A 21,178-nucleotide genomic window follows, 5' to 3' on the forward strand; every position below is an offset into this window, starting at 1 on the left:
ATAAGGGCATTGCCACAAGGAGAGCTGCTAATGCCCATCACGCTGGGAAGGTTTACGTTCGCTTTGATGATGTTAATGTGGCTTTCGGGCTGTGCCAGCCGTGATGTCGCTATCGCACCCCCTTCATCGCCCGCCGAATCCCGCGAAGGGCTCTCCATGGAGCGCGTGCTGATCCTGGCCCATGCTCAGCAGGCCATTGGCACGCCTTACCGCTTTGGCGGCAATACGCCCGACGGCCTCGACTGCTCGGGGCTTGTTGAAATGGCGTATCGCGCGGCCGGTATGCGCGTACCGCGCACCGCAGACGCACAGTTCCGTGCGCTACCTTCAGCCAATACCCCCAAACCTGGCGATCTGCTCTTCTTTGGAGAGCGTAGCAAGGCCACGCATGTAGGCATCTATCGCGGTAACCAGCAGATGATCCATGCACCGGGAAGTGGTCGCGCCGTGGTCAGCGTTCCCTTGGATGTCGACTACTGGCAGCAGCGCTTTTTAGGCGCCGCTGCACTTGCTCCTTGATACCTGGCCTGCACCTTTAACGCACCTACTTACGATTACATCCCACCTTATGGGACGTAAGGTCGCTTTTTAATGAGTTCTCTCCGGGCCGAAAAAGTAGCCCTAATGCTTGGCTTTTGCGATGGCCGTTACGAGCCGATTGGCAGTCGCTTACATAACTTCCATAAGCGCTGCGGCTTCGGGGTAGCAATCACCGTCTGCATTTTCTTGATAGTGGCCTGTGAGTCACCCAGGATGGGGCCGTAATCGATAGGCACTTCTCTCGCAACGGCGTACTTCTTTCCATCAGGTCGCGTGGGGACAGCCGCCTCATCACCTGTTAAATAACCCACATGGCATTGCTATTGTCTATATAATTACGTCATCTCATAAGCGGTATCCCTCGCTTATGCCGTTAACGCGATCAGGCTTATCCACCGGGTCGTTTACAACCTGCTTACCCAGCATTGGTTGTGGTTATATCAGGAGATATACCATGTCTGCCTCACCTGTCACATTGATGGTAGCTCGGCGCATTGCCAGTGGCCGTTACCATGATTTTAATCGGTGGTTGAACGAAGGTCGCGAGCTAGCGGCTGATTTTCCAGGTTATCTGGGCTCAGGAGTGCTTGCGCCACCTGAGCATCACGATGAATATCAGATTATCTTCCGCTTTAGCAGCAGTGAAACGCTCCATGCATGGGAGCACTCGGCTTCACGGCATGCCTGGCTTGTGCGCGGCAAGGGGCTTTATGATGCGCCTCATGAGCACCGTGCCACGGGGTTGGATGCCTGGTTTCAAACCGGCTCAGGCAGTGTGCCGCCTCGCTGGAAGCAGGCCGTGGCCGTTTGGTTGGCCTTTTTTCCTATCTCGTTACTCTTTCAGTGGGTATTTGGCGGTATGTTGGCCGATTGGGCGCTGATCCCGCGCGTGTTAGTAAGCACTCTGATACTAACGCCAGTGATGGTATTTGTGTTTATTCCACTCTCCACACGGCTACTGTCGCCCTGGCTGCAAGGGAAGTGGTCACCAATGGATAAGTGGATGCATGTGCGGCGCATTACTCGAACATAAGACTTTTTTTCCCCGGATATATGTACTCCATGAGGGGCAACGCTGCTACGCTAACTAAGCTTGCAGTAAAAGGACAACTGCTGCAGGCCTAGCGTCTGCGTGTTACATCGCCTTCATGGAGTACTGTATGATTCACGTCCATCATTTGGAAAAGTCGCGCTCATACCGAATTTTATGGCTTCTCGAAGTGCTTGCGTTGGACTATGACATCCATGTATATCAGCGTGATCGTAAAACTCCGCAGGCCCCTGCAGCACTAAAAAACATTCATCCTTTAGGTAAGTCGCCAGTCATTATGGATGGTGAATTAGTGATTGCAGAGTCAGGGGCAATCATTGATTACTTACTACATACCTACGGCAAAGAGCGCTTGCAACCCTCTGCCGATAATATCGCCGACTGGGTTGATTACCGCTATTGGCTACATTATGCCGAAGGCTCTTTAATGCCACTGCTGGTGATGCAACTGGTGTTTAAAAAGATACCCGCACAGTCTCCCTGGTTAATTAAACCGCTCGCTAAAGGCATTGGCGATAAGGTTAGTCAGCAATTTCTAGCGCCTCAGCTTAAACAGCATCTGGGCTTTATCGAAGATCATTTAGCGCGTAAAGAGAACTTTGCAGGTGAGTGGCCAAGCGGGGCTGATATTCAAATGAGCTTTCCTCTTCAGGCCATAGCTGCCACCCAAACGCTGACAACGTATCCCGCCATTATGCGGTTTGTAGCGCGTATTGATGCTGACCCTGCCTGGCAGCGTGTGGTCGAGCGCGCAGGCCCGCTCACTATGCCAGGCGAGTAACAGGACGATGCAGGATAAGGCTGGATACGTTACTCACCCGCTGTGGTTGATGCCAGGACGACTGCTTGCTCGTACACGTAGAGGCGCTATTAAGGCCGCTGCGTTGCTGGGCCTCTGGAGTTTGGCTTTTTCAAGCATGGCCAGCGACACCTTATTGGTGGGCGTTTATAACAATCCACCAAAAATATTCGTGGATGACCAGGGGCATTTGCGCGGTATTTTGGGTGAGCTGCTTGCAGCGATTGCACAAGAAGAGGATTGGCAGCTTGAGAGTATTGCCTGCGAATTCCACCACTGTCTTACCCTGCTTGAACAGGGGGATATCGATATATTGCCCGGGACTGCCTGGGGTGAAGAGCGTGGTGAGCGTATCGCGTTTCATCGTGAACCGATTATCCAAAGCTGGTCGCAGATTTATCAGCGCGAAAACGAGCGGGTCGAGGCGATTCTTGACCTTGAACAAAAACGCGTCGCCATTGTAGATGGCTCTATTCAACAGAACTACCTGAGCGCCGTGACAGAACGCTTCGGTGTTGCGGTCATCTGGCTGCCCGTTGATAGCTATGCGGATGCTTTTCAAGCAGTGGCCATGGGGGATGCGGACCTGGCGGTTACCGACCACATCTTCGGAGACTGGCGCGCGCAGGACTATGGGCTATATGAAACGCCCATCATCTTTCAACCTATCCGGCTGTTCTATGCCGGGTCGCCTACTTTGTCGGCAACCATACTGAACCGTATCGACGATGTGTTGCTTGGTTGGAAGCAAAATCCACGTTCAGCGTATTTTAGGATACTGCGTTCCTGGCGTGCCGAAACGCCACCCGATACGATCTCTGCCTGGTTATGGGGCGGGCTTGGTCTGTTAACGGCGCTACTGGCTGTGGCACTAGGCAGTGCATGGTGGCTTAAACGGCGTGTCACGCTAAATAGGGCACAGCTCGACGCCAATGAGGCCATGCTGGCCACTATTCTTAATAACGTGGACGCCTGCATCTATATCAAAACACCCTCGTTACATTACCAGTTTGTCAACCAGCGGGTGGTTGAGCTCTTTGGGCTGCCGAAAGAGCACATTCTGGGTAAAAGTGATGAAGCATTTTTTGATAGCACAACCGCGAATGAAATAGCTCAGATTGACCGCAGTGTGATGGAATCAGGCAAAAAAATAACGCTCGAAGAGGGGAACGTACTACAACACAACGATAAGGTTCGCACGTTTGTTACTATTAAAATGCCGTTGTCCCTCTCCCTAGGCGAGCCCGCGAGCCTGTGCGGGATTTCCACTGAACTAACCGATTACCTTGAGTTGCAATCGCGTACCAATCATCTGGCGTTTTACGATGCGCTGACAGGCCTGCCTAATCGACGCTTATTGATGGAGTCGTTAAGTGGGAAAATTGAGCAGGAGAATACGTCCCATCTCTACAGCGCACTGCTGACCATTGATCTGGATAACTTTCATCTCGTTAACGATATTCAGGGCCATGAAAGTGGTGACCAATTGTTAATTGATGTGGCCAATCAGGTGCGGCTGTTGTTACCGGAAGGGGCTGTGTTGGCCCGCTTTAGTGGGGATGAGTTTGTTGCGCTACTGGCAAAGCAGGGCGAGCACCAGGCGGATGCTGCGCTAAGCGCTGAACGTACAGCCAAGCAGTTGTTGGACGCTATCACCAGACTGCGAGCGGGTCGTTCGCTGCCCGTCAGCGCCAGTATTGGTATTACACTATTCGATGGCGTTGACCATAGTATGAACAGCGTGCTCCAACAGGCCGATTTGGCACTTCAGCAGGCGAAAGCAGCGGGTGGGAATACGCTGCGCTTTTTTAATCGTAGTATGCAAACACGCTTGATCGAGCGGGCCAGCCTTGAAGCTGATTTACACCATGCGCTGGCACGTCATGAGCTGACGTTGCACTATCAAACTCAGGTGAACCATCAAGGCATTACCACCGGTGTGGAGGCGCTTTTACGCTGGTATCACCCTCAGCGTGGCTGGGTGCCGCCCTCGACCTTTATTCCTCTAGCAGAAGATAATGGGCTAATTATACCCATTGGTTATTGGGTGCTTCATTCTGTCTGCGAGCAGCTTGCCAAATGGGCCAGCCAGGCCCCTTATGCTGCGCTGACGATTTCCGTTAACGTGAGTTCGGCACAGTTTCAGCAGCCTGAATTTGTACGCAATTTGGAAGGTCTTCTTGCTCAGACCCAAGCGCCACCGGGGCGGCTGGTGTTGGAAGTCACCGAGAGCCTGTTAATGCATGATCCAACACGCGTGCGCAATACAATGCTCAAATTGCGCGCGCAAGGGGTTCGCTTTGCGATTGATGACTTTGGTACTGGCTACTCGTCGTTAAGCTATCTTAAACGACTGCCCTTGGATGAACTAAAGATTGATCAGTCGTTTATCCGCGAGCTTTTAACCGATAAAGCGGATGCGGCCATTGTCGATACCACCATTTTGTTGGCAGTGAGTCTTGGGTTAACGGTGGTCGCCGAAGGGGTCGAGAAGCAGGAGCAGTTGGACTGGCTAAAGGGTCATGGCTGTTATCATTATCAGGGTTACCTGTTTGGCCGCCCGACATCCATTGATCGCTTGTTTGAAAGCTATTAAAAGCTAAACGATAACGCCCTGGATAAGGGCGCTATCTATTATGGTGAGGAGGTGTGTTAAAAAACAGCGTATCAATCTGTCTTAAGCGGCGGTAAAGCTTCCTGCATTAAGCCATAAATGAACGGCAATACTGGCGATGTAGCCCAATAGAATAACCGGCGCCCAGCGCAAGTGGCCCATAAAGGTATAAGCGCCGCGTGCTTGGCCCATAACTGCAACGCCAGCTGCTGAACCAATCGAGAGCAGGCTGCCTCCAACACCAGCGGTTAGGGTGATTAACAGCCACTGCCCGTCAGACATTTCAGGCTGCATGGTGAGCACCGCAAACATTACAGGAATGTTATCCACCACAGCGGACACCACACCCAACACAATGTTCGCCCACGTAGCATCCCAATTGGTATAAAGCGCCTCGGACAGCAAGCCAAGGTAGCCCATAAAGCCAAGCCCACCTACGCACATCACTACGCCGTAGAAAAACAGCAGTGTGTCCCACTCGGCCCGCGCCACGCGGTTAAATACGTCAAACGGTACCACGCTACCTAACTGCGCCAGTTTCTTGTTATCCCCACGACGACTGTAGCGTTCACGCTTACGCTCCAGCGAACGGGGCAGGCTCTTGCGTAGGTAGAAGCCAAAGAACTGAAGATAACCAAGCCCTGTCATCATGCCAAGCACGGGCGGCAAGTGTAAGAAGGTGTGGCAGATGACGGCGGTTAAAATGGTCAGTAAGAAAAGCACGATAATCCGTCGTGCACCGCGTTTCAGTTGGACATCCTCATATACGCTACCGGGCTTTTGGTCCTTGATAAACAGGCTCATGATCATGGCTGGAATCAGGAAGTTAACCAACGAAGGGAGGAAAAGAGTAAAAAACTCCTGGAATTGAAGAATGCCTGCCTGCCATACCATCAGCGTGGTGATGTCTCCAAATGGGCTAAAGGCACCCCCCGCATTGGCGGCGACCACAATATTAATGCACGCCAGGTTAATAAAGCGCTTGTCACCTTCGGCCACCTTGGTGATGACGGCACACATTAGCAGCGCGGTGGTTAAGTTATCGGCAATCGGTGAAAGAATAAATGCCAAGCCGCCGGTCAGCCAGAAAAGCGTGCGATAGTTAAATCCTTTACGCAGCATCCAGGAGCGCAGAGCATCAAATACTCGACGCTCTTCCATGGCGTTGATATACGTCATGGCCACCAGCAGGAACAGCATCAGCTCGGTGAACTCTAAAAGGGTCATGCGAAACGCATATTCTGAGGTTTCTGACATGCCGTTTTGAACATACACCCAGCCGATGAGGCTCCAAATAATACCTGCCGCTATTAGCACTGGCTTTGATTTACGCATATGAATCTTTTCTTCTGCCATCACCAAGGCATATGCCAAAACAAAAATGGCGACAGCAAAAAAACCGATAAAAGATGTCGTTAAATCAATCTCACCTGTCACAGCAAAGGTCGACACGCTATAGAAAAATAGTAAGGGGGCTAACAAAAAAAGCCAGCGACGAGAAGATCTCGGCTGGCCTAGGTCGCAATCCTGCGTCAACATGATACGTTTATCCTTATTTAAAGGTGGTAGGAAGGGTTAATAAGCGGCGTTAAGTATAACAAATTGCCTGTTTTCTAAATAAAGAATAAAACCGAATAAAGGTCGTTTGTTAACTCGCTATGGCATATTTTTTTAGCAAATTATCCATTTAGCTAATGGTAAGTTTATTGATAAAGTGCGATACATTTTAACAGCGATTAATCTTTATGGTAATAAACCAAAGTTGCAAGCGATAAGCGATGCAGTAAGACGAATGCTGAGTGCCATCCTCTGTTTGCCATTATTGCCCGTCAGTGTTGCCTATGCATCGAATTCAGTGCTGGATAGGGCTGTCTTGGTAAGGCTACTCCGTTGGAGGCACAGCGTTCCTGCTCGGCGTATTACATGCTAATGTTAGCGGCGCTAGGCGGGGCACTGTTCACGACCTGGCCCGCTGGCGTTTATTATTCTTTCAGCGCGACAAAAAAATCAGGCCGTTGAGGTCGCTGGATACCAGGAATTGACACATGCTCCCCTTTATACGCTCTGCTTTATGCACGCCCTTACTCGTAGCCACCACGCTTTCACTTAGCCTGGCTGCCCAAGCGGAAACCCGCGTTACCTATAAGTCGGCAACGGCGGGAACGGCTTATTATCAGATGGGCGTCGAGTTATCAGAAGCCATTCGCCAAGGCACGGATGACGCTATTATTCTTACCCTGGAAGAGAGCCAAGGCTCGGTGCAAAACGTGATGGAAGTCATGGCGCGCCAGGGTAACTATGTTTTTACCACGCCGCCGGCATTGGTTGACCAGGCCATGGCGGGTGAAGGGCCTTTTGCTGAACGTCAGAACCCACGTTTTCAGGAGATCCGCGGCCTGTTTCCCATCCCAGCGATTACCATGCACTTCATCCTGAGCGAGGATAAAGGTGTCGTGGGTATTGAGGAACTTGAAGATAAGCATATCCTGATTGGCCGGGGCACGTTCGGCGCACGTGAAGCCGCGCGTTACCTGGCGCTGTTTGGATTGGAAGAGAGCGTACAGGTCGCCGATGCTGCCTTGGGCAGCGGCCCCGACGCGTTGAAAAACGGACAGATTGACGGCTTTGTAACCGCCAGCTCTTACCCAACGCCCAATATTATCGAAGTGGCTGCGGGCATGCCGATTTCGATGGTGAGTCTCACTGACGAGCAGATCGACATGACCGGCGCGCCGCGTCAGGTAATTCCTGGCGGCACCTACCCAGGTATTGATGAGGACGTACAAACCACGTCGCTGCCGGTCATGGCGTATACCACATCACAAATGGATGACGAAACCGCGTATACGTTGACCAAAACCTTCTGGGAACGCCGTGACGCCATGGCTGAAGAGACCGCGTGGTGGGGCGGTATTACTCCGGACCAGCTCGACAATATGGCAGGTATGCTGCACCCCGGTGCTCTGCGCTATTACGAGGAAGCCGGTATCGACGTTCCCGAATCGCTGCGTTAATTCTCTCCCAGGCAGTGCCGACGCCACGAGGTCCGCTTCGTGGCGTCGCTATTTGTTGTTGACTCGTTTCTGATAGGCATAGGGCATGACACTTTTTTCAACTTCGACGCTAGACGACGAGGCGCCCGCTGCGCGTGGCTGGGTAGCGCTGGGCACCTTAAGCGTGGTTTTCCACATGGGGCTTATCTTTTACGGGTTAACGCCTGCGTTAATTAGTCGACCGCTGCATATGGCATTACTGCTGCCCTGGGTGCTGATATTTATGGCCAAAACGCCTTGGCAGCGGGCGAGTGGCTGGGTGCTGACACTACTGGGTGTGGCGGCCTGTGGCTATATCGCCCTTAACGAAGCATCATTGGCCAACCAGTACGGTTTTATCGATAGCCATCTGCAGATGGGAATTGGGCTTTTTTTGATCGCTCTGGCGCTTGAGGCGGCGCGCCGTGCTATTGGCTGGCCCTTACCGTTGGTTGCGTTGCTCGCTTTGCTGTATGGCGCTTTTGGACAGTATGTTCCTGGCACGTTTGGTCACCCAGGTATTCCCCTGCCAAGCATGGTGGGCTCGCTGACCATTGCCGAAGGCGGGCTGTGGGGATCGCTTACCGGTGTCAGTGTGGGCGTCGTCGCAATTTTCGTTATTTTTGGCGCGGTGCTTAACGCGGGCGAGGCAGGCCAAGGGTTTATGAATCTGGCAAGTGCTGTGGCGGGCCGATTAACCGGTGGCGCAGCGAAAGTCTCGGTGATCTCTTCGGCGCTGATGGGGTCCATTTCCGGGTCGGCCTCCGCCAATGTGGCGTCTACCGGGGCCATTACCATTCCTTCCATGGTGCGTTTGCGTTATCCGAAATCCCTGGCAGGGGCGGTGGAAGCCGTGGCCTCCTCGGGTGGACAAATCATGCCGCCCTTGATGGGAGCGGGGGCTTTCGTCATGGTGGAGCTCACTGGAACCCCCTACACACAGATTATGGCGGCGGCTGTTTTACCGGCGTTTCTTTACTTTCTAACGGTCTGGATGGGGATTAATGCTTACGCGACTCGGCATGATTTGCAGCCTTTGGATAAAAGCGATCAGCCCAGCCGTAAAGAGGTGCTGATTACCTCGCTATTTTTTGCGGTCCCGTTTGTGTTGCTGCTGGCGTGTATTTTTATCAGCGGATACACCCCTCAGTATGCGGCGAGCATTGCCATTTTCGCCAGTTTGGCCCTGCTGTTTTTTAACGTCACACTGCGTTTTTCTCTTTCCGGTTTTATAACCCGATTTATGCTTGCCATGGTGACCGCTGGGCGGCAGATTGCGATGATTGGCGCGATTATTATTTGCGCCTCGCTGGTGATAGGCGTGCTGTCGCTGACCGGGCTTGGGGTAAAAATTACCTCCGGTATCCTGTCGCTTTCCAACGATATGCTGTGGCCGGCGCTGTTGTTGACGGCACTGGCGTGTTTGATTCTGGGCATGGAAGTTCCCACCACGGCCGCCTATGTCATCTGTGTCTCAGTGGCGGGGCCTGCACTGACATCGCTTGGGCTTGAGCCGCTCCTCGCGCACTTGTTTGTCTTCTGGTATGCGCTACTGTCGACGATTACACCGCCGGTGTGTGGTGGTGTCTTTATCGCGGCGGGCATGGTGGGAGAGAACTGGCTTAAGGTAGCGTTGAAGGCCATGGCGCTGGGCATTGGGCTTTATATCATTCCGTTAGCAATGGTCGCTAACCCTGACATGATTCGGCTTGCCTTTGACCCCGCTGGTGCGCTGTTCGATACCGCCAAGGTGGCCGTAGGCTTGGGGGCGATCTCCTTTGGCATCATTGCCCATAAAGCGCTCTGGCTGCGCTTGGCGCTTGTGGTGGTGGGCGCGCTGATTATCTTCGCACTCTAGCTTGCCGGGTTCGCCGCTGCCAATGCACGCTATAAATGCAGCGGCGAGCCCTCATTCAGCGCTTCGGTGGCGTAGATAACCCAGCTATCAATGGCCGGTCCTAGCGAGCGTACCAAGGTTAGCGTATCAGGTGCCTGGGCCAGTGCTTCTTCTGCACAAATACCGGCCTGATAACGACCTTCAATCAACCCATTGGCAACGTCGACGGTTGTCGGTGCCTCAATGATCGCCTTGAACGCGCTTAAATCAGTGTAGTAACGCGTGGCAGGCTGAAGCGCGATGTGCTCTGGTTCGGCAACATCACGACGGGCGAGCAGCGCCAGCGGCTTACTGCCCGCAATAAACGTATCGACTGGAAAAGCGCGATGCATATAGCGACCTACGCAGTCGGCATGGCTGAAGTGGGCCGTACATTGCAGTACATGGGTTAGCTCACCGGCCAGCAGTGCCTCGAAAGCCGCCTCAAACGTGTCGAAGAAAATGCATTGGCCGCCTTGCGGTGCCCGACGCTTGAGATAGTGCCCAGCAATCAACGCATGATTGTTGCCTTCAGGCCCCAGAGTACCAAGAATCATTGTGCTTCCTTATGCCGTTAATGCCGTATGGTCGAGCGCAAGCCGTTGTCGTAAAAAGCCTAACTAATCACCGTAAAACTGGCCGTTAAATACGCTATATATCCTACCAAGAGCAATAACCCCTCACCACGTGATAAACGTAGGCTGGTATAGAGGAAAGCAATCAACAGCGCAGAGGCGCCCAGCATTACCCACTGGTCAAAGGATGCCATACGCTCAACAAGCGGTAGCGGCTGAAGAAAGGCGGAGATGCCCAGTATGCCGAGTAAATTAAAGATATTGCTGCCCAGAATGTTGCCTACTGCCACATCGGCATGACGCCGCAGCGCCGCGATCACCGATACCGCGAGTTCAGGTAGTGAGGTGCCGATAGCCACGATGGTAAGCCCGATAACCGCTTCTGAAATCCCCAGCGCCTGAGCAATGCCGACGGCGCCATAAAGCAGCAACTGGGAGCCGCCGATCAGTAGAGCCAGCCCGCCGATTAAAACCACCACGATAAACAGCGTGCTGCTGGGCAGTTGGGTCACTTCCTCTGCCTCGGCCGTGTGTAGCTCGGCAGAAGGGGAGTGCTGGCCGCTTTCGCTGCAGTAGGCCCATACCAGATAAGCCGCCAGGCTTGCGAGTAGCACCGCTGCATCGAAACGCCCCAGGCTGCCGTTAAACGCTAAAAGAATAAACAGCCCAGTGGCGAGCATCATTACCAACCCATCGCGCTTAAGCGCTTGGGGCTGGGTGGTCAGCGGGCAGATAAGTGCACAAAGGCCCAGAATCAACAGGATATTGCCGATATTGCTGCCGACCACATTGCCAATCGCAATGTCGGGCTGCTGGTTCATGGCGGCATGGATCGAGACCACCAGTTCAGGCGATGAGGTACCAAAGCCGACAATCACCAATCCGGTAAACAGCGGTGATACGCCCAGCCGTTTGGCCCCGGCGACGGCGCCGCGAATCAATCCTTCGCCACCTAGCGTTAAAAGCACAATACTGGCTAATAAACTCAGTCCATAAAGCAGCATAAAGGGCCTCCACCATGTAGCCTAAGCGCTTATTGTTAGTGACTATAAGCGTAAACTCGGTGCATGGCGAGACACATTATTTTTCAGCCATAGGGGGTTAAAATATTCGCTAAGGGCCAGCTAGTGAAGGGGTGTGTCGGACGTTACTTGATTGAGCCAACGCTGCTTGGCATGGTTTCTAAGATTCTGAATTTTATCCGTTTCATCTACAATATCTTGCCCCAAAATCGTTTCGATAACGTCTTCAAGGGTAATAATGCCAAGCCATGTCCCATGTTCATCATGGATCACACGCATATGGTGACGTGTCGGATCCCGCATGATCGTTACGAGGATGGTCGACCAGCTTGCCGCCAAGAACCGTTAGGTGCTTTTAACGCTTCAAGCCAATATGCTTTGTTTGATTAGTGTTATGTTATTAAGTATCTTTATTGCTGGTTCAAGAACCATTCATTTGCTGAAAAAGGAAGTCTGAAAAATGCCATTACTTTCATCAAAAGCACTCAGCGCATTAGCCATCAGCTTGCTGGCATTGGCGGGTATTCAGTCGGTGGTTGCAGATGACAAGCATGAACACCACGACCACGACCACGACCATGATCACTCCCATGGTCATTCGCACGACCACAATAGTGATATTTATTCCGGGCATTTCAGTGATGACCAAGTAGCGGACCGTCCTCTTTCCGATTGGGAAGGTGATTGGCAGTCCGTTTATCCTTATCTAGAGGATGGCACGCTGGATGAGGTGTTTGCTCATAAAGCCGAGCATGGCGATAAAACGGCTGAAGAGCACAAGGAGTACTACGACACTGGTTACCAAACAGCGGTTGACCGCATCGTTATTGAAGGCAATAACGTCACTTTTTATGAAGACAGCGAAGAGAGCACGGGCGAGTATCAATATGACGGCTACGAGATTTTAACCTACGACGCAGGCAATCGTGGCGTGAGGTTTATTTTCGAGTTAGAGGGTGAGAGCGCTGAGAATCTTCCTCAGTACATTCAATTCAGCGACCACGATATCTACCCAACCGACGCGCACCACTTTCACCTCTATTGGGGCGATGATCGCGAAGCACTGTTGGAAGAAGTCTCTCACTGGCCGACCTACTATCCGTCCGATTTAGACGGTAATGAAATCGCTGAAGAAATGACCGCTCATTAAGGTGGAGCCACCTTTTTTATAGCTAGTTGATGGGCGCCAGCAGAAATGCTGGCGCTTTGCCGTTATGGGCGCATGAAAAAGAGGCTAACCTGTAAGGCAGGTAGCGTTCTTGTTACCACGTTGGCTTTATTCACCAAATAGGTACGACGATGCGACTACTTTCACGATGGGCAGGTATGGGGCTTTTGATCTTCAGCGGCTTGGTAAGCGCTAATGAAGAGTGTGCTAGCCCTGAAACCCAAGCGGAAATGACGCAGTGTTCAGCGAAAACGTATCAAGCGGCTGATGATGAGCTTAATGAGGCTTATCAGGCGTTGATTGGAAGGCTTGAGAATAATGATTTATCGCTTGAGAAGCTCAGAGTTGCCCAGCGCAAGTGGATTGATTTTCGTGACGCCGAATGTGCGTTCGAGAGTCGCGCGGTCGAAGGGGGAAGCGCCCAGCCCATGGTGCGTAATGGCTGCCTTGAAGCGCTCACCAAAGCACGTACGCAAAGCCTGCAAGAGCATGCCAGCTGCGAAGAGGGCGACCTTAGCTGTGTAAGGTAGCTAATACAAAGGCTGCCTTTAGAAACAAAAAAAGCACCGCTAGGTGCTTGATTTGTAGGGGTGTCTGGTGGCGGCGTCGTTTGAACTGGATTTTATATTACTGTTTTGATTGGTCTTTATGCTGCTGTCTTTTATAGGGATACATCAGGGGATACAAGCTGGATGCTGCTGGAGCATTTTTAACGGTGATTCGGTGGATAAAGTGGGAATCGAATTGCCATAGTCACAGCCCTTTTTTAAGCCGTGGGAAGCGCGGGAAGCTGGGTTCTACGAAACTTTTGTAATACCCGGCACCAGGGGGATTTGAGAGTAGCTTTAAACTACTCTGTTAGTGCCTGTGCAATCGGCTAGGTTCCAAGCCCATTAGCGTTATCCAATTATCGGATATCGCCGGGAAGGTCAGTGCGACCGTCTCGGGTGGTCAGCTTGACCACGGCTAGAAGTGACTCAGGATCACATGAAAAAAGCCCCAGCGTTAGCCAAGGCTTCGGTTCCTGTTTTACACCTGTATGCAGGCTAGTCGTCTGTGATCTGCACCATGACAACAACGCTTCTAGGGTCTCTCCCCGGACGCGCTTGCATGGCAGCCAAGGCACGGTCTGCTAGATCGTCGTCGCTTTCGTTGGCCTGCCGGAATACTTCGATAGGCTCTCTAGTGGAGCTTTCACGCCACCCCAAGATGGGGGCCGGGTTGCCTTCAGAATCCACTCGGGCAATGCGTATGCAGCTCGGCATGTCCTCATCTGGGCGTAGGCGATGCTCTATAGCCTCCAGGCGCTTCATCATTGGGCTAGGCATTACGATCCCCTTCAAGCACATCAATAAGCGACTCGGATGGCCTTGGCGAGTCATCCCCGGCAGCTTTTGCACTTAGCTCGTCCATAATCGCGCTGATTTGAGCAACAATGGCGTTGTTACCGGTCTCTATTGTCCGCCGCTCCAAAGCCTCCAATCGGCTGTCTGTGCGCTTCATCGCGTACCCCCTTGAGCATCCATCCCGAAGGCAACGACTACGCCTCTATGACGGTTGGCAACGACGGACGCTCTAGCCTCTAGCGCTTCGTCTGATTCGTTCGCCTCCCGCCATATATCCACGCTGCCGCCTTTGGACATTGGGACGATCTGCCAGCCAGCCAGGCCGTTCTCGGGCGGGTCTATCCAGATAACGGCGCGTGTGGTGGCTTCCTTCTCCAGCGCCTCGATACGTTTAAGCAGGGGCTTCATGGCTTCTCTCCTCTAACTCAGCCAGACGCCGGGCGATTTCGTCCAGCTCCACGACTCTGGTAAGGCTTGCTATTCCATCCAGCAGGGCGCGGCCTTGATCGGGGGGAAGCTCCCCCCTTGAGACGGCGGCAAGTATTTGTCTCGCTTGATCCGCTAGTGGTGCGTCTGGGTCAAGCTCAAATATCACAGCGGGGTAAACCGGGCGTTGGGTAGGAACGCAGCGTTCTAATACCAACCGAGCGGCACCCATATCGCCAGCGGCAGCGGCCTCCAACACCTTGCTGGCTACCGCGTCAGCACTACCCTCTAATAGCCGGCGTAGTTCATCTGACTTGGCTGGACGACCATTAGGATTACCAGACGCCCCTTTAGCAAAACGGCCTTGCTTATCGCGGCTCATTGTCGCTTTCTCCCTCGGTCTCCTCGCCTTCCTCCTTGGAAACACGATCATGGATGCGCTCGGCTGCTGCTTCGGTCAGATTTCGTTCTAGGGCGTCGGCAGTAGCTGGGTCGCCTGCCGCCTTCACTCGGTCATCAAGCTCAACGCCTGCGCTCGCCTCTACCCAAGCCTGCCCAACCACCTCAGCGGCATCGTGAAGCGCTTGGCGTAGCTCCTCGATCTCGACGGCCTCTTGGGGATGGTTTTGCTCAATAGCTTGGCGCTCAAGCTGGGCGTACTTCTCGGCAGTGATTCCGGTGACAGCGGTAGGTAGTCGCAATACTGCATCGCGTAGCCGTAAATCACCCACTTGGCTCAAGGCGGCGGCGCGCTGGCTGGCAGTCATGCTTTGCAGGTGCTGCGCCAAGGCCAGGTCAATCGCCACGGTTGATTGGTCGCCATCACGGTATGGGGTCACGGCTTTTAAATTGGCGGCCCGAGCGCTCAACTTGTCCGACTCGACCTGTAGCTGGCGTCGCATTCCGGCCAGCTTCGGCAGTGCCTGGGCTGACGTTTTCGCGCTGTCTTCCTTTTTGGCCATATCGCTAAGGCGCGGGTTACTGCCAATCATTCCCTGCCGTGCCCAAATGCCGTTTAGCTCATTAGCGGCGGCCTTGGCGATCTGGAGCGCTAGTCCGTCATGGCTGGTGCGCCAAAGGCCCAATATCTTGCTGTTTCCGTTATAGGCGGCATTGATAGTGCTTTTGTTCATGGTGTGGTTCCTTTCTTTGTGGTTGGTCGTTGCTTCAAACATGGAGGGGGTCTCCTTTTAGCTTTGTGATAATCAGGTTGGCAGCACGTCGGCCAGCGTTATCGCGCTTGTGATACGTGGGTTCATCGTCGGCAGCAGTGCGCCACTCTTCTACATAGCGTTCAGCCAGGCGTTGCTGCATTCGTGGGTGAAGGCGTAGAAGGCCAGTAGCCACATGGCGGCGATCTTCCGGCACCAGGAGGCAGCGTTCAGCGATCCACTCCAGCCAATCGGGTACTTCCTCGCTGCAAGTGGGCGGAACCGACGGAACCAACGGAACCGCCGCTTGTGACGGGGCTTTCAGCGGTTCCGTGTGTTGGATAGGTGGCGGAACCGACGGAACCGAGTCACCAGCCACTGACTTGATAATGTCCATAAGGCTCATGATTCGGCCTCCTGTACGTGGTATAGCCAGATAGAGCGACCATTAACCTTCACCTTTTTGGCACGCTCTTTGTGACTGCGATCCGCAAGCCAGCCTGCACCTTCAAGCGCTTCAGCTATTCGGGCGACTTCATAGCCAGGGGCAGCGCGGCGCAAGCCTTCGGAAGTGAACAGCCAAACGCGACTAGGCCCGCTGTTTCTCCACCATCCGGCGCGATCCCTTATTGTGGTGTTGGTATCACCAAGTTCGGAGAACATGCTGTCACCATGCCTAGCCAAGAAGTCACCAATGCTTTCAAGCACCTTGGTGTCTTCAGACTGCCCACGACCACGGCCTTCCTGCCAGGTGTCGAACAGCTTAACCATGGCATCAGTAGGGTTGCCGCTTACTACGTCGAGAATGCCAAAGCTGACAGCTAACTCCCCGGCAAGCGCTACGATGGCGAACCTTTCAGCGGCGCGGGCTTCTTGCCCGGTAGTGGATGGGAACCTGCCAGCTAGAGCGCTTAACATTTCCGGCAGCTTGTCGGCTTCGCCGGATTCGATCAGCTTTTCTACGAACAGCGGCCCCACATGCCCGTAGTGAGTAGCAGCGGACTTCTGCAAGGCATCCGAAAAGGCGCGGCCATCAGGCAAGCCGTGAAGCTCTTCCCATGCGCCATGCTTCCGACGGGCAGAAACATCTAATAGGCGAATCTCTTGGCCAGCCCTAGCGCGTTGCCCTGACTCTTGCATGTGACGGTTTAAGCTAAGCTCGCCAGACGACAAGACCATGACGCGCCACCTTCTGGTGGCCCTTGCGGCACCTGTGCGTGTCGCCCTCGCTTTCCCGGTGCCATTAGCCAAGCAATAAACGGTGTTACCGATCTCTTTAGGAAGCGCCTCACCAATTTCATCAAGTGCTAGCAGTGTGTCGTTACGTTGGCTGGCGATCCCTTCCAGCCCGTTAGCAGTTGCCCGCCAAGTACGTACAAACTGCTCAGGTTCACCCCACACTGAAGCCGCCGCCGCTAGTGCCGTCGTCTTGCCGGTAGAGCTATCGCCTTTAAGATGAAAGCCGCCGCCATGCCGCTGTAGGTGATGCAGCAAAGGCCCGGCGAGCGCACAACACACCGCCAGCATCAGTACCGGGTTGTTAGCGCAGCGGCTCCCAATCTCGGCCTTCCACCCCTCAAGCGTTCCCGCTTGCCGGAAGTCGTCAGCATTAGCAGTTTCACTCTGAAAAATGGCATCCCCGGTGCCTATATTTTTCCTAGGCATAATGAAAAGCGAGGCTGAGCTATCACCCTTGGCCGAATGCCACCCTGTAGAGGTGGCTGCAATTACCTTTCTTTCAGGGCGCTGGCTCTGAAGGTAGCGGTTGAGCAAGCGATAGGCTTCGGGGTCGATCTCAACACCAAGATTAAGAAGCTCGCCGCGCATAGCTTCACCCGATCCCGCTAGCAAAAGCATCGGCATCGCCCACTCACGCCAAGCGCCTAGACTGTTACGAAAGCGGATTAGCCTTCCAAACTCTGCATCGTCGCTAGAGGTAATCGCTTCCACGTGAAGGGGCGAACATACGAATTTCTCATAAGTATCTTCACCCTTGACGCCGTGAAACCACACGCCAGGTGTTAACAGCTTGCCGTCACACCTGAATTTTTCATCATGGGCGCTAAATGATGGTCGCTCAAAGGTTCCGTCGGTTCCGTGCTTATCTTTAGGGGCGGAACCGCTGGAAGCCGCGTAGTTGCTGGTGGTTCCGTCGGTTCCGTCAGTTCCGTCGTGTTTTTCCAAGGCGTTGCTATAAACCTCATCAACTCTCTGATCTAGCCAGCAAGTTTCAGCCGTGTTTGACATAGCACCCTACCTCCCTTGCGGCAGTCCTCAGACGGCCAGCAGCCACCGCTAGGCGGTTGCGGTCGTCATCAGATAACAGCGTCCCACTATGCACGGCCTCAGCCGCTAACAGTGTAATCAGGGCTTCACGCGCCACCGCTGCCAGTACGTCACGGGGAACCCAGCGTTCACCAGGGCGCTTGCTGGTGGTGTATGCGTCGTTGTCGCGCTGAGGGAATAGGTCTTTAAGCTCCAAGCCAATGGCGGCTAGCACGTCCCCGGTCGGGCATCCTGCAAAGCACTTCATCAGGATCGTGCCGTCTGAGGTTTCACGCACCGCCAGACTAGGCGAGCGGTCTTGGTGTGCAGGACAACATGCCAGCCAGCGGCCCGGCCCGTTTTCTTTTACCTTGTCGAGTCGATTCAACATGGCGTGAACGTCAGCGCGGATGCTATTATTGGCTTGAACAGTATTATTTTGCGCTCGGCCTCGGTCGGGCGTTTTTATTGCTCGATGCATAGCAGCCCCTCCTCTTGAAGCCAGTCGCAGCGATCATCAAGACTGCTGGACAATAACCACAGCGCTTCAATAAGAGCTTCACGCTTCAAACCATCAAGATCATGGTCGTTAAGCAGCATCGCCACGCCTGCGAGGATTTTGGACGCCTGTTGCATTTGGCGAATGTCACCAGTAATGGCGGCTTTCAGCAGGTAGTTTTGGTCTTGGGGTGTCATTGGCTCACCTCCGCGTTTTCAGCGCGTAAGGTGTCGTAAGCCTTCATCGGACGGCTGCGACGGATATGGGCTTGCTCGGCCTCTAGGGCGCGGGCTTTTTCGATATGGTGGTTGTAGCGCTTGAGCCGGACGGCGGCGCTTGAGTCTGAAAACAGCGCAGATTTAGCCATTGCCCGGTGGGCGGCGGCGCGTGCAGACGGATTGCGGGTAGGGAATAGCTTCATGGGTGTGACTCCTAGAGTTGTGGAGTCGTCCCCGGTTGCCGCTAAACAACTAATGGGGGCGACTGTACGCAGGTTAGCGGACCGGCACTCTAGGAAACCGGCACACCCGAAGGTGTCCCACGCACAGCCGCCATAACTGACGGGCACTAAAAAAGCGCCGTCAATGGGGGCGCTAGTGCGCCTAGAAGTATTCGGGCCGCTAAACCCGGCTGACGATTTTGCGCCAGCCCTTGAAGCATATAACGGCATTGGTGAGCGTTGCAAGGTCATTATGCTGCACCTCGCTCGGCCAGCTTGGCATCTAGCCAGGCGTTAACCTCGGCAATAGGGAAGTAGCATTGTGCTTGCTGGCTATCACTGAACTTCAGAGGGCGGGGAAAGCTGGAGTCATTCTTCAGCAACTTGTCGATGCCGCTACGGGTCATATCCATAGCGCGGCATAGATTGGGCTTGGTGATTAGCTTTTGGTCTTGGGGTAGGGCTTCGATATTCATAGGTATGCACTCGTCGTGGGTACATACCTAATTATTCACATATCAATTGTTCGCCAAAAACTGCCCGTGTAGTACAAAGCCCGTTGTTCTACACAGTAGGCCAAGCGGCTAGTCTGGTTTTGGCTTCGCGTATTAGGTTTTCAATAGTTTCGGTACTTACTCCCCATGCATCGGCAGCGATCTGAATACACTCTCTTCCAAGCTCGTCAGCATTACGCATCAGCTCTATTGGTTCGATACTACTTGCTACAGCCGCTGCGCCGACTCCATGCTCCCTGTCGGGGTCTAGGTCAGGATCGAATGCTCGATATTTCACCTCATCGCGGATGCCAAGACATACTGAAACTAACACAGCGGTTTCCGCTCGTTCTTTAGCAGGTATTTTAGCTTTAGCTACTGCCTTGCGATTAGGTAAGCGTTCACCTGCAATTATTGTTGCAACCGCGTTGGTGTATTCCGGTGGTATAGGCTCGCTCCGAACCAGCTCAGTAAGCTGTCTCGGGTCTCCATAATCGTAAGACCACACTGCTTCAAACCAGCGCCAAGTATCTGATAAGCGGGTTGGGAGCCGGGTGGCCCATCCCGGTGTGCTTGCCCACCAATTACTTTCTGTCATGCCCGCTTCATCTCCACCACGTTTCCACGCTGCAAGTTGTCCAGGTGATCGGCGTACCACTGCATCATGTGGCGGCGCTGTTCGATGTATTGCGCCTTGTTATAGACGCCTGCCACACCGTCTTTAACGTGTGATAGTTGGGCCTCGATGTGGTCAGCGTTATAGCCGTACTCATTCAGGATCGTGCTAGCGATATGCCGGAAGCCGTGCCCGGTCTGGCGTCCCTCATAGCCAAGGCGGCGTAGAGCCATGATGAACACCGTGTTGGAGCGGGGTGCTGTCTTGTCACTGCGACCGGGGAAAAGCAGGGGCTGGTATCCGGTCAACTGGTGAAGGCTTTTCAGGGCTTCAATGGCCTGCTTGGGTAGGGGAACAGTATGCTCACGGCGGCGCTTCATTCGCTCGGCGGGTATCGTCCATAGTGCCCTGTCTAGGTCGAACTCTTCCCAGCGTGCCGCTCGCAACTCTGAAGGGCGTACCGCTAGGCGCGAAAGCAGGAATAGGCCAAGACGTACATCCTCAGCGTGAGGGTAAGAGCCAATGGCGCGTAGTAGGGCGGGCAGCTCGTCTTGGCTAACGTGGGAATAGTTGGTGGCTCGGCGCGTGGTCAGGTGCTTATGCAGGCTCTCAAGCGGGTTGTACTCGATGCGGCCACTCACTAGTGCCAAGTCGTACACTTCACGGCAGATAGCGCGTATGCGGCTGGTCTGCTCAATGATCCCTGTCTTTTCCAAGTCGCGCAGGAACTCCAACCATTCCATGGGTGTTATGTCAGTGAAAGAGCGCTTGCCGAACTTGGGAAACACATGCTTTTGCAGCGAGCCAATGACGCGGGTAGAGGTGCCGTCTGTCCAGTTTTGGCGCTTGTTGGTGTGCCACTCCCTCGCCAGTGCTTCAAACGTGCTGTTAGCAGCCTCTAGGGCTTCGACTTCCCTTGTCCGCTTGGCGACGATGGGGTTTTCTCCATTGGCCGCGTCTGCTCTAAGCTGGTCGGCTTTCTTGCGTGCCAAGCTACCGCTGGTTTCTGGATAGCCGCCTAAGCCAATCCACGACCATTTGCCGTCTGGCTTCTTATAGCGAAGCTGCCACGACTTGGAGCCGTTAGGCTTTACGCGAAAGTGCAGCCCATTATTGTCGTCTTTCTCCCGGTACTCTTTTGTCTCGGGTTCCAGTGTCGCCAATACCGTGTCAGCCAGCGGGCGGCGCTTAATCTGGGAGCGTTTCATTCTTGTATCCCTCCGGTTCACTATATCGAAAAGGATACACGCAGGGATACACGGTGC

At 53.8% G+C, this 21,178-nt stretch carries 25 protein-coding genes and 1 pseudogene; 8 read left to right on the top strand and 18 right to left on the bottom strand.

Annotated features, from left to right (window positions below):
* Positions 1-30 precede the first annotated feature (30 nt).
* Positions 31-519 (top strand): C40 family peptidase, encoded by a 489-nt coding sequence (locus tag ACT3RQ_RS07270; protein WP_172117623.1) that lies wholly within the window; start codon positions 31-33, stop codon positions 517-519.
* A 128-nt stretch (positions 520-647) separates the two neighbouring features.
* On the opposite strand, the gene ACT3RQ_RS07275 is transcribed toward ACT3RQ_RS07270, so the two are convergent.
* The gene (locus tag ACT3RQ_RS07275; protein ID WP_444680216.1) at positions 648-851 is read right to left on the bottom strand and encodes a putative metalloprotease CJM1_0395 family protein; all 204 of its coding nucleotides are present in this window, start codon (positions 849-851) and stop codon (positions 648-650) included.
* 143 nt (positions 852-994) lie between these two features.
* Here ACT3RQ_RS07275 and ACT3RQ_RS07280 point away from each other — a divergent pair, with 143 nt between their 5' ends.
* From ACT3RQ_RS07280 to ACT3RQ_RS07290, 3 genes are all read left to right on the top strand, one after another.
* On the top strand, positions 995-1,573 hold the full coding sequence (locus ACT3RQ_RS07280; protein WP_444680217.1) for an antibiotic biosynthesis monooxygenase: 579 nt from the start codon (positions 995-997) through the stop codon (positions 1,571-1,573).
* A 127-nt stretch (positions 1,574-1,700) separates the two neighbouring features.
* Positions 1,701-2,372, top strand: coding sequence for a glutathione S-transferase (locus ACT3RQ_RS07285; RefSeq protein ID WP_444680218.1), 672 nt, complete (start codon positions 1,701-1,703; stop codon positions 2,370-2,372).
* A gap of 7 nt (positions 2,373-2,379) precedes the next feature.
* Positions 2,380-4,986, top strand: a complete 2,607-nt coding sequence (locus tag ACT3RQ_RS07290; protein WP_444680219.1) for an EAL domain-containing protein — start codon at positions 2,380-2,382, stop codon at positions 4,984-4,986.
* Between the two features lie 81 nt (positions 4,987-5,067).
* Here ACT3RQ_RS07290 and nhaD read toward each other — a convergent pair whose 3' ends face one another.
* A complete protein-coding gene (nhaD, locus tag ACT3RQ_RS07295; RefSeq protein WP_444680220.1) occupies positions 5,068-6,543 on the bottom strand; it encodes a sodium:proton antiporter NhaD in 1,476 nt (491 codons plus the stop codon).
* 506 nt (positions 6,544-7,049) lie between these two features.
* Between nhaD and ACT3RQ_RS07300 the strand changes: the two genes are divergently transcribed.
* Both ACT3RQ_RS07300 and ACT3RQ_RS07305 read left to right on the top strand, forming a co-directional pair.
* A complete protein-coding gene (locus tag ACT3RQ_RS07300) occupies positions 7,050-8,018 on the top strand; it encodes a TAXI family TRAP transporter solute-binding subunit (RefSeq protein ID WP_444680221.1) in 969 nt (322 codons plus the stop codon).
* Positions 8,019-8,103: 85 nt separating this feature from the next.
* Positions 8,104-9,894 carry a TRAP transporter permease gene (locus tag ACT3RQ_RS07305; protein ID WP_172117617.1) on the top strand — a complete coding sequence of 597 codons (1,791 nt, stop codon included), beginning with the start codon at positions 8,104-8,106 and terminating at the stop codon, positions 9,892-9,894.
* A gap of 29 nt (positions 9,895-9,923) precedes the next feature.
* Here ACT3RQ_RS07305 and ACT3RQ_RS07310 read toward each other — a convergent pair whose 3' ends face one another.
* The 3 genes and pseudogenes from ACT3RQ_RS07310 to ACT3RQ_RS07320 form a co-directional block, all read right to left on the bottom strand.
* On the bottom strand, positions 9,924-10,469 hold the full coding sequence (locus ACT3RQ_RS07310) for a hypothetical protein (protein ID WP_444680222.1): 546 nt from the start codon (positions 10,467-10,469) through the stop codon (positions 9,924-9,926).
* Between the two features lie 59 nt (positions 10,470-10,528).
* Positions 10,529-11,488 carry a calcium/sodium antiporter gene (locus ACT3RQ_RS07315; protein WP_444680259.1) on the bottom strand — a complete coding sequence of 320 codons (960 nt, stop codon included), beginning with the start codon at positions 11,486-11,488 and terminating at the stop codon, positions 10,529-10,531.
* Positions 11,489-11,611: 123 nt separating this feature from the next.
* Positions 11,612-11,791, bottom strand: a pseudogene (locus tag ACT3RQ_RS07320) (CNNM domain-containing protein); the annotation flags it as partial.
* A gap of 178 nt (positions 11,792-11,969) precedes the next feature.
* Here ACT3RQ_RS07320 and ACT3RQ_RS07325 point away from each other — a divergent pair.
* Positions 11,970-12,659 carry a metal-binding protein ZinT gene (locus ACT3RQ_RS07325; RefSeq protein ID WP_444680223.1) on the top strand — a complete coding sequence of 230 codons (690 nt, stop codon included), beginning with the start codon at positions 11,970-11,972 and terminating at the stop codon, positions 12,657-12,659.
* 149 nt (positions 12,660-12,808) lie between these two features.
* A complete protein-coding gene (locus ACT3RQ_RS07330; protein WP_441678203.1) occupies positions 12,809-13,207 on the top strand; it encodes a lysozyme inhibitor LprI family protein in 399 nt (132 codons plus the stop codon).
* Between the two features lie 516 nt (positions 13,208-13,723).
* Here ACT3RQ_RS07330 and ACT3RQ_RS07335 read toward each other — a convergent pair.
* From ACT3RQ_RS07335 to ACT3RQ_RS07395, 13 genes are all read right to left on the bottom strand, one after another.
* Positions 13,724-14,005: a hypothetical protein gene (locus ACT3RQ_RS07335; RefSeq protein ID WP_444680224.1), complete on the bottom strand. Its 282-nt coding sequence runs from the start codon at positions 14,003-14,005 to the stop codon at positions 13,724-13,726.
* Positions 13,998-14,180, bottom strand: a complete 183-nt coding sequence (locus ACT3RQ_RS07340) for a hypothetical protein (RefSeq protein ID WP_444680225.1) — start codon at positions 14,178-14,180, stop codon at positions 13,998-14,000. Before ACT3RQ_RS07340 ends, ACT3RQ_RS07335 begins: the two co-directional genes overlap by 8 nt.
* Positions 14,177-14,431 carry a hypothetical protein gene (locus ACT3RQ_RS07345; RefSeq protein WP_444680226.1) on the bottom strand — a complete coding sequence of 85 codons (255 nt, stop codon included), beginning with the start codon at positions 14,429-14,431 and terminating at the stop codon, positions 14,177-14,179. The genes ACT3RQ_RS07340 and ACT3RQ_RS07345 overlap by 4 nt, the downstream gene beginning before the upstream one ends.
* Positions 14,415-14,831 (bottom strand): DUF5681 domain-containing protein, encoded by a 417-nt coding sequence (locus ACT3RQ_RS07350; protein WP_444680227.1) that lies wholly within the window; start codon positions 14,829-14,831, stop codon positions 14,415-14,417. The genes ACT3RQ_RS07345 and ACT3RQ_RS07350 overlap by 17 nt, the downstream gene beginning before the upstream one ends.
* Positions 14,818-15,582, bottom strand: coding sequence for a hypothetical protein (locus ACT3RQ_RS07355; protein WP_444680228.1), 765 nt, complete (start codon positions 15,580-15,582; stop codon positions 14,818-14,820). Before ACT3RQ_RS07355 ends, ACT3RQ_RS07350 begins: the two co-directional genes overlap by 14 nt.
* A gap of 34 nt (positions 15,583-15,616) precedes the next feature.
* Positions 15,617-16,006 (bottom strand): hypothetical protein, encoded by a 390-nt coding sequence (locus ACT3RQ_RS07360; protein ID WP_444680229.1) that lies wholly within the window; start codon positions 16,004-16,006, stop codon positions 15,617-15,619.
* Positions 16,003-17,847, bottom strand: a complete 1,845-nt coding sequence (locus ACT3RQ_RS07365; protein WP_444680230.1) for a DUF927 domain-containing protein — start codon at positions 17,845-17,847, stop codon at positions 16,003-16,005. Before ACT3RQ_RS07365 ends, ACT3RQ_RS07360 begins: the two co-directional genes overlap by 4 nt.
* Complete coding sequence (locus ACT3RQ_RS07370) at positions 17,831-18,346, bottom strand: CHC2 zinc finger domain-containing protein (protein ID WP_444680231.1); 516 nt, start codon at positions 18,344-18,346, stop codon at positions 17,831-17,833. Before ACT3RQ_RS07370 ends, ACT3RQ_RS07365 begins: the two co-directional genes overlap by 17 nt.
* Entirely contained in the window at positions 18,331-18,561 is a 231-nt protein-coding gene (locus ACT3RQ_RS07375) for a hypothetical protein (RefSeq protein WP_444680232.1), read from the bottom strand. Before ACT3RQ_RS07375 ends, ACT3RQ_RS07370 begins: the two co-directional genes overlap by 16 nt.
* A complete protein-coding gene (locus ACT3RQ_RS07380) occupies positions 18,558-18,785 on the bottom strand; it encodes a hypothetical protein (RefSeq protein ID WP_444680233.1) in 228 nt (75 codons plus the stop codon). The genes ACT3RQ_RS07375 and ACT3RQ_RS07380 overlap by 4 nt, the downstream gene beginning before the upstream one ends.
* A 269-nt stretch (positions 18,786-19,054) precedes the next feature.
* Positions 19,055-19,279: a helix-turn-helix transcriptional regulator gene (locus ACT3RQ_RS07385; RefSeq protein WP_444680234.1), complete on the bottom strand. Its 225-nt coding sequence runs from the start codon at positions 19,277-19,279 to the stop codon at positions 19,055-19,057.
* A gap of 88 nt (positions 19,280-19,367) precedes the next feature.
* Entirely contained in the window at positions 19,368-19,895 is a 528-nt protein-coding gene (locus tag ACT3RQ_RS07390) for a hypothetical protein (protein ID WP_172419681.1), read from the bottom strand.
* Complete coding sequence (locus ACT3RQ_RS07395; protein ID WP_444680235.1) at positions 19,892-21,121, bottom strand: tyrosine-type recombinase/integrase; 1,230 nt, start codon at positions 21,119-21,121, stop codon at positions 19,892-19,894. The genes ACT3RQ_RS07390 and ACT3RQ_RS07395 overlap by 4 nt, the downstream gene beginning before the upstream one ends.
* Positions 21,122-21,178 lie beyond the last annotated feature (57 nt).

Source organism: Halomonas sp. AOP43-D1-4 (genome assembly GCF_052446175.1).
GTDB lineage: Bacteria > Pseudomonadota > Gammaproteobacteria > Pseudomonadales > Halomonadaceae > Vreelandella > Vreelandella citrativorans.

What these genes read in the sequence shown, in the direction of transcription:
- ACT3RQ_RS07365 (WP_444680230.1), bottom strand. Translation starts at nt 17,847, where the DNA reads ATGTCAAACACGGCTGAAACTTGCTGGCTAGATCAGAGAGTTGATGAG.
- ACT3RQ_RS07385 (WP_444680234.1), bottom strand. Translation starts at nt 19,279, where the DNA reads ATGAATATCGAAGCCCTACCCCAAGACCAAAAGCTAATCACCAAGCCC.
- ACT3RQ_RS07375 (WP_444680232.1), bottom strand. Translation starts at nt 18,561, where the DNA reads ATGACACCCCAAGACCAAAACTACCTGCTGAAAGCCGCCATTACTGGT.
- ACT3RQ_RS07330 (WP_441678203.1), top strand. Translation starts at nt 12,809, where the DNA reads ATGCGACTACTTTCACGATGGGCAGGTATGGGGCTTTTGATCTTCAGC.
- ACT3RQ_RS07270 (WP_172117623.1), top strand. Translation starts at nt 31, where the DNA reads ATGCCCATCACGCTGGGAAGGTTTACGTTCGCTTTGATGATGTTAATG.
- ACT3RQ_RS07305 (WP_172117617.1), top strand. Translation starts at nt 8,104, where the DNA reads ATGACACTTTTTTCAACTTCGACGCTAGACGACGAGGCGCCCGCTGCG.
- ACT3RQ_RS07370 (WP_444680231.1), bottom strand. Translation starts at nt 18,346, where the DNA reads ATGCATCGAGCAATAAAAACGCCCGACCGAGGCCGAGCGCAAAATAAT.
- ACT3RQ_RS07310 (WP_444680222.1), bottom strand. Translation starts at nt 10,469, where the DNA reads ATGATTCTTGGTACTCTGGGGCCTGAAGGCAACAATCATGCGTTGATT.
- ACT3RQ_RS07345 (WP_444680226.1), bottom strand. Translation starts at nt 14,431, where the DNA reads ATGAAGCCCCTGCTTAAACGTATCGAGGCGCTGGAGAAGGAAGCCACC.
- ACT3RQ_RS07395 (WP_444680235.1), bottom strand. Translation starts at nt 21,121, where the DNA reads ATGAAACGCTCCCAGATTAAGCGCCGCCCGCTGGCTGACACGGTATTG.
- ACT3RQ_RS07280 (WP_444680217.1), top strand. Translation starts at nt 995, where the DNA reads ATGTCTGCCTCACCTGTCACATTGATGGTAGCTCGGCGCATTGCCAGT.
- ACT3RQ_RS07380 (WP_444680233.1), bottom strand. Translation starts at nt 18,785, where the DNA reads ATGAAGCTATTCCCTACCCGCAATCCGTCTGCACGCGCCGCCGCCCAC.
- ACT3RQ_RS07325 (WP_444680223.1), top strand. Translation starts at nt 11,970, where the DNA reads ATGCCATTACTTTCATCAAAAGCACTCAGCGCATTAGCCATCAGCTTG.
- ACT3RQ_RS07390 (WP_172419681.1), bottom strand. Translation starts at nt 19,895, where the DNA reads ATGACAGAAAGTAATTGGTGGGCAAGCACACCGGGATGGGCCACCCGG.
- ACT3RQ_RS07350 (WP_444680227.1), bottom strand. Translation starts at nt 14,831, where the DNA reads ATGAGCCGCGATAAGCAAGGCCGTTTTGCTAAAGGGGCGTCTGGTAAT.
- ACT3RQ_RS07355 (WP_444680228.1), bottom strand. Translation starts at nt 15,582, where the DNA reads ATGAACAAAAGCACTATCAATGCCGCCTATAACGGAAACAGCAAGATA.
- nhaD (WP_444680220.1), bottom strand. Translation starts at nt 6,543, where the DNA reads ATGTTGACGCAGGATTGCGACCTAGGCCAGCCGAGATCTTCTCGTCGC.
- ACT3RQ_RS07340 (WP_444680225.1), bottom strand. Translation starts at nt 14,180, where the DNA reads ATGAAGCGCACAGACAGCCGATTGGAGGCTTTGGAGCGGCGGACAATA.
- ACT3RQ_RS07360 (WP_444680229.1), bottom strand. Translation starts at nt 16,006, where the DNA reads ATGAGCCTTATGGACATTATCAAGTCAGTGGCTGGTGACTCGGTTCCG.
- ACT3RQ_RS07335 (WP_444680224.1), bottom strand. Translation starts at nt 14,005, where the DNA reads ATGCCTAGCCCAATGATGAAGCGCCTGGAGGCTATAGAGCATCGCCTA.
- ACT3RQ_RS07290 (WP_444680219.1), top strand. Translation starts at nt 2,380, where the DNA reads ATGCAGGATAAGGCTGGATACGTTACTCACCCGCTGTGGTTGATGCCA.
- ACT3RQ_RS07300 (WP_444680221.1), top strand. Translation starts at nt 7,050, where the DNA reads ATGCTCCCCTTTATACGCTCTGCTTTATGCACGCCCTTACTCGTAGCC.
- ACT3RQ_RS07285 (WP_444680218.1), top strand. Translation starts at nt 1,701, where the DNA reads ATGATTCACGTCCATCATTTGGAAAAGTCGCGCTCATACCGAATTTTA.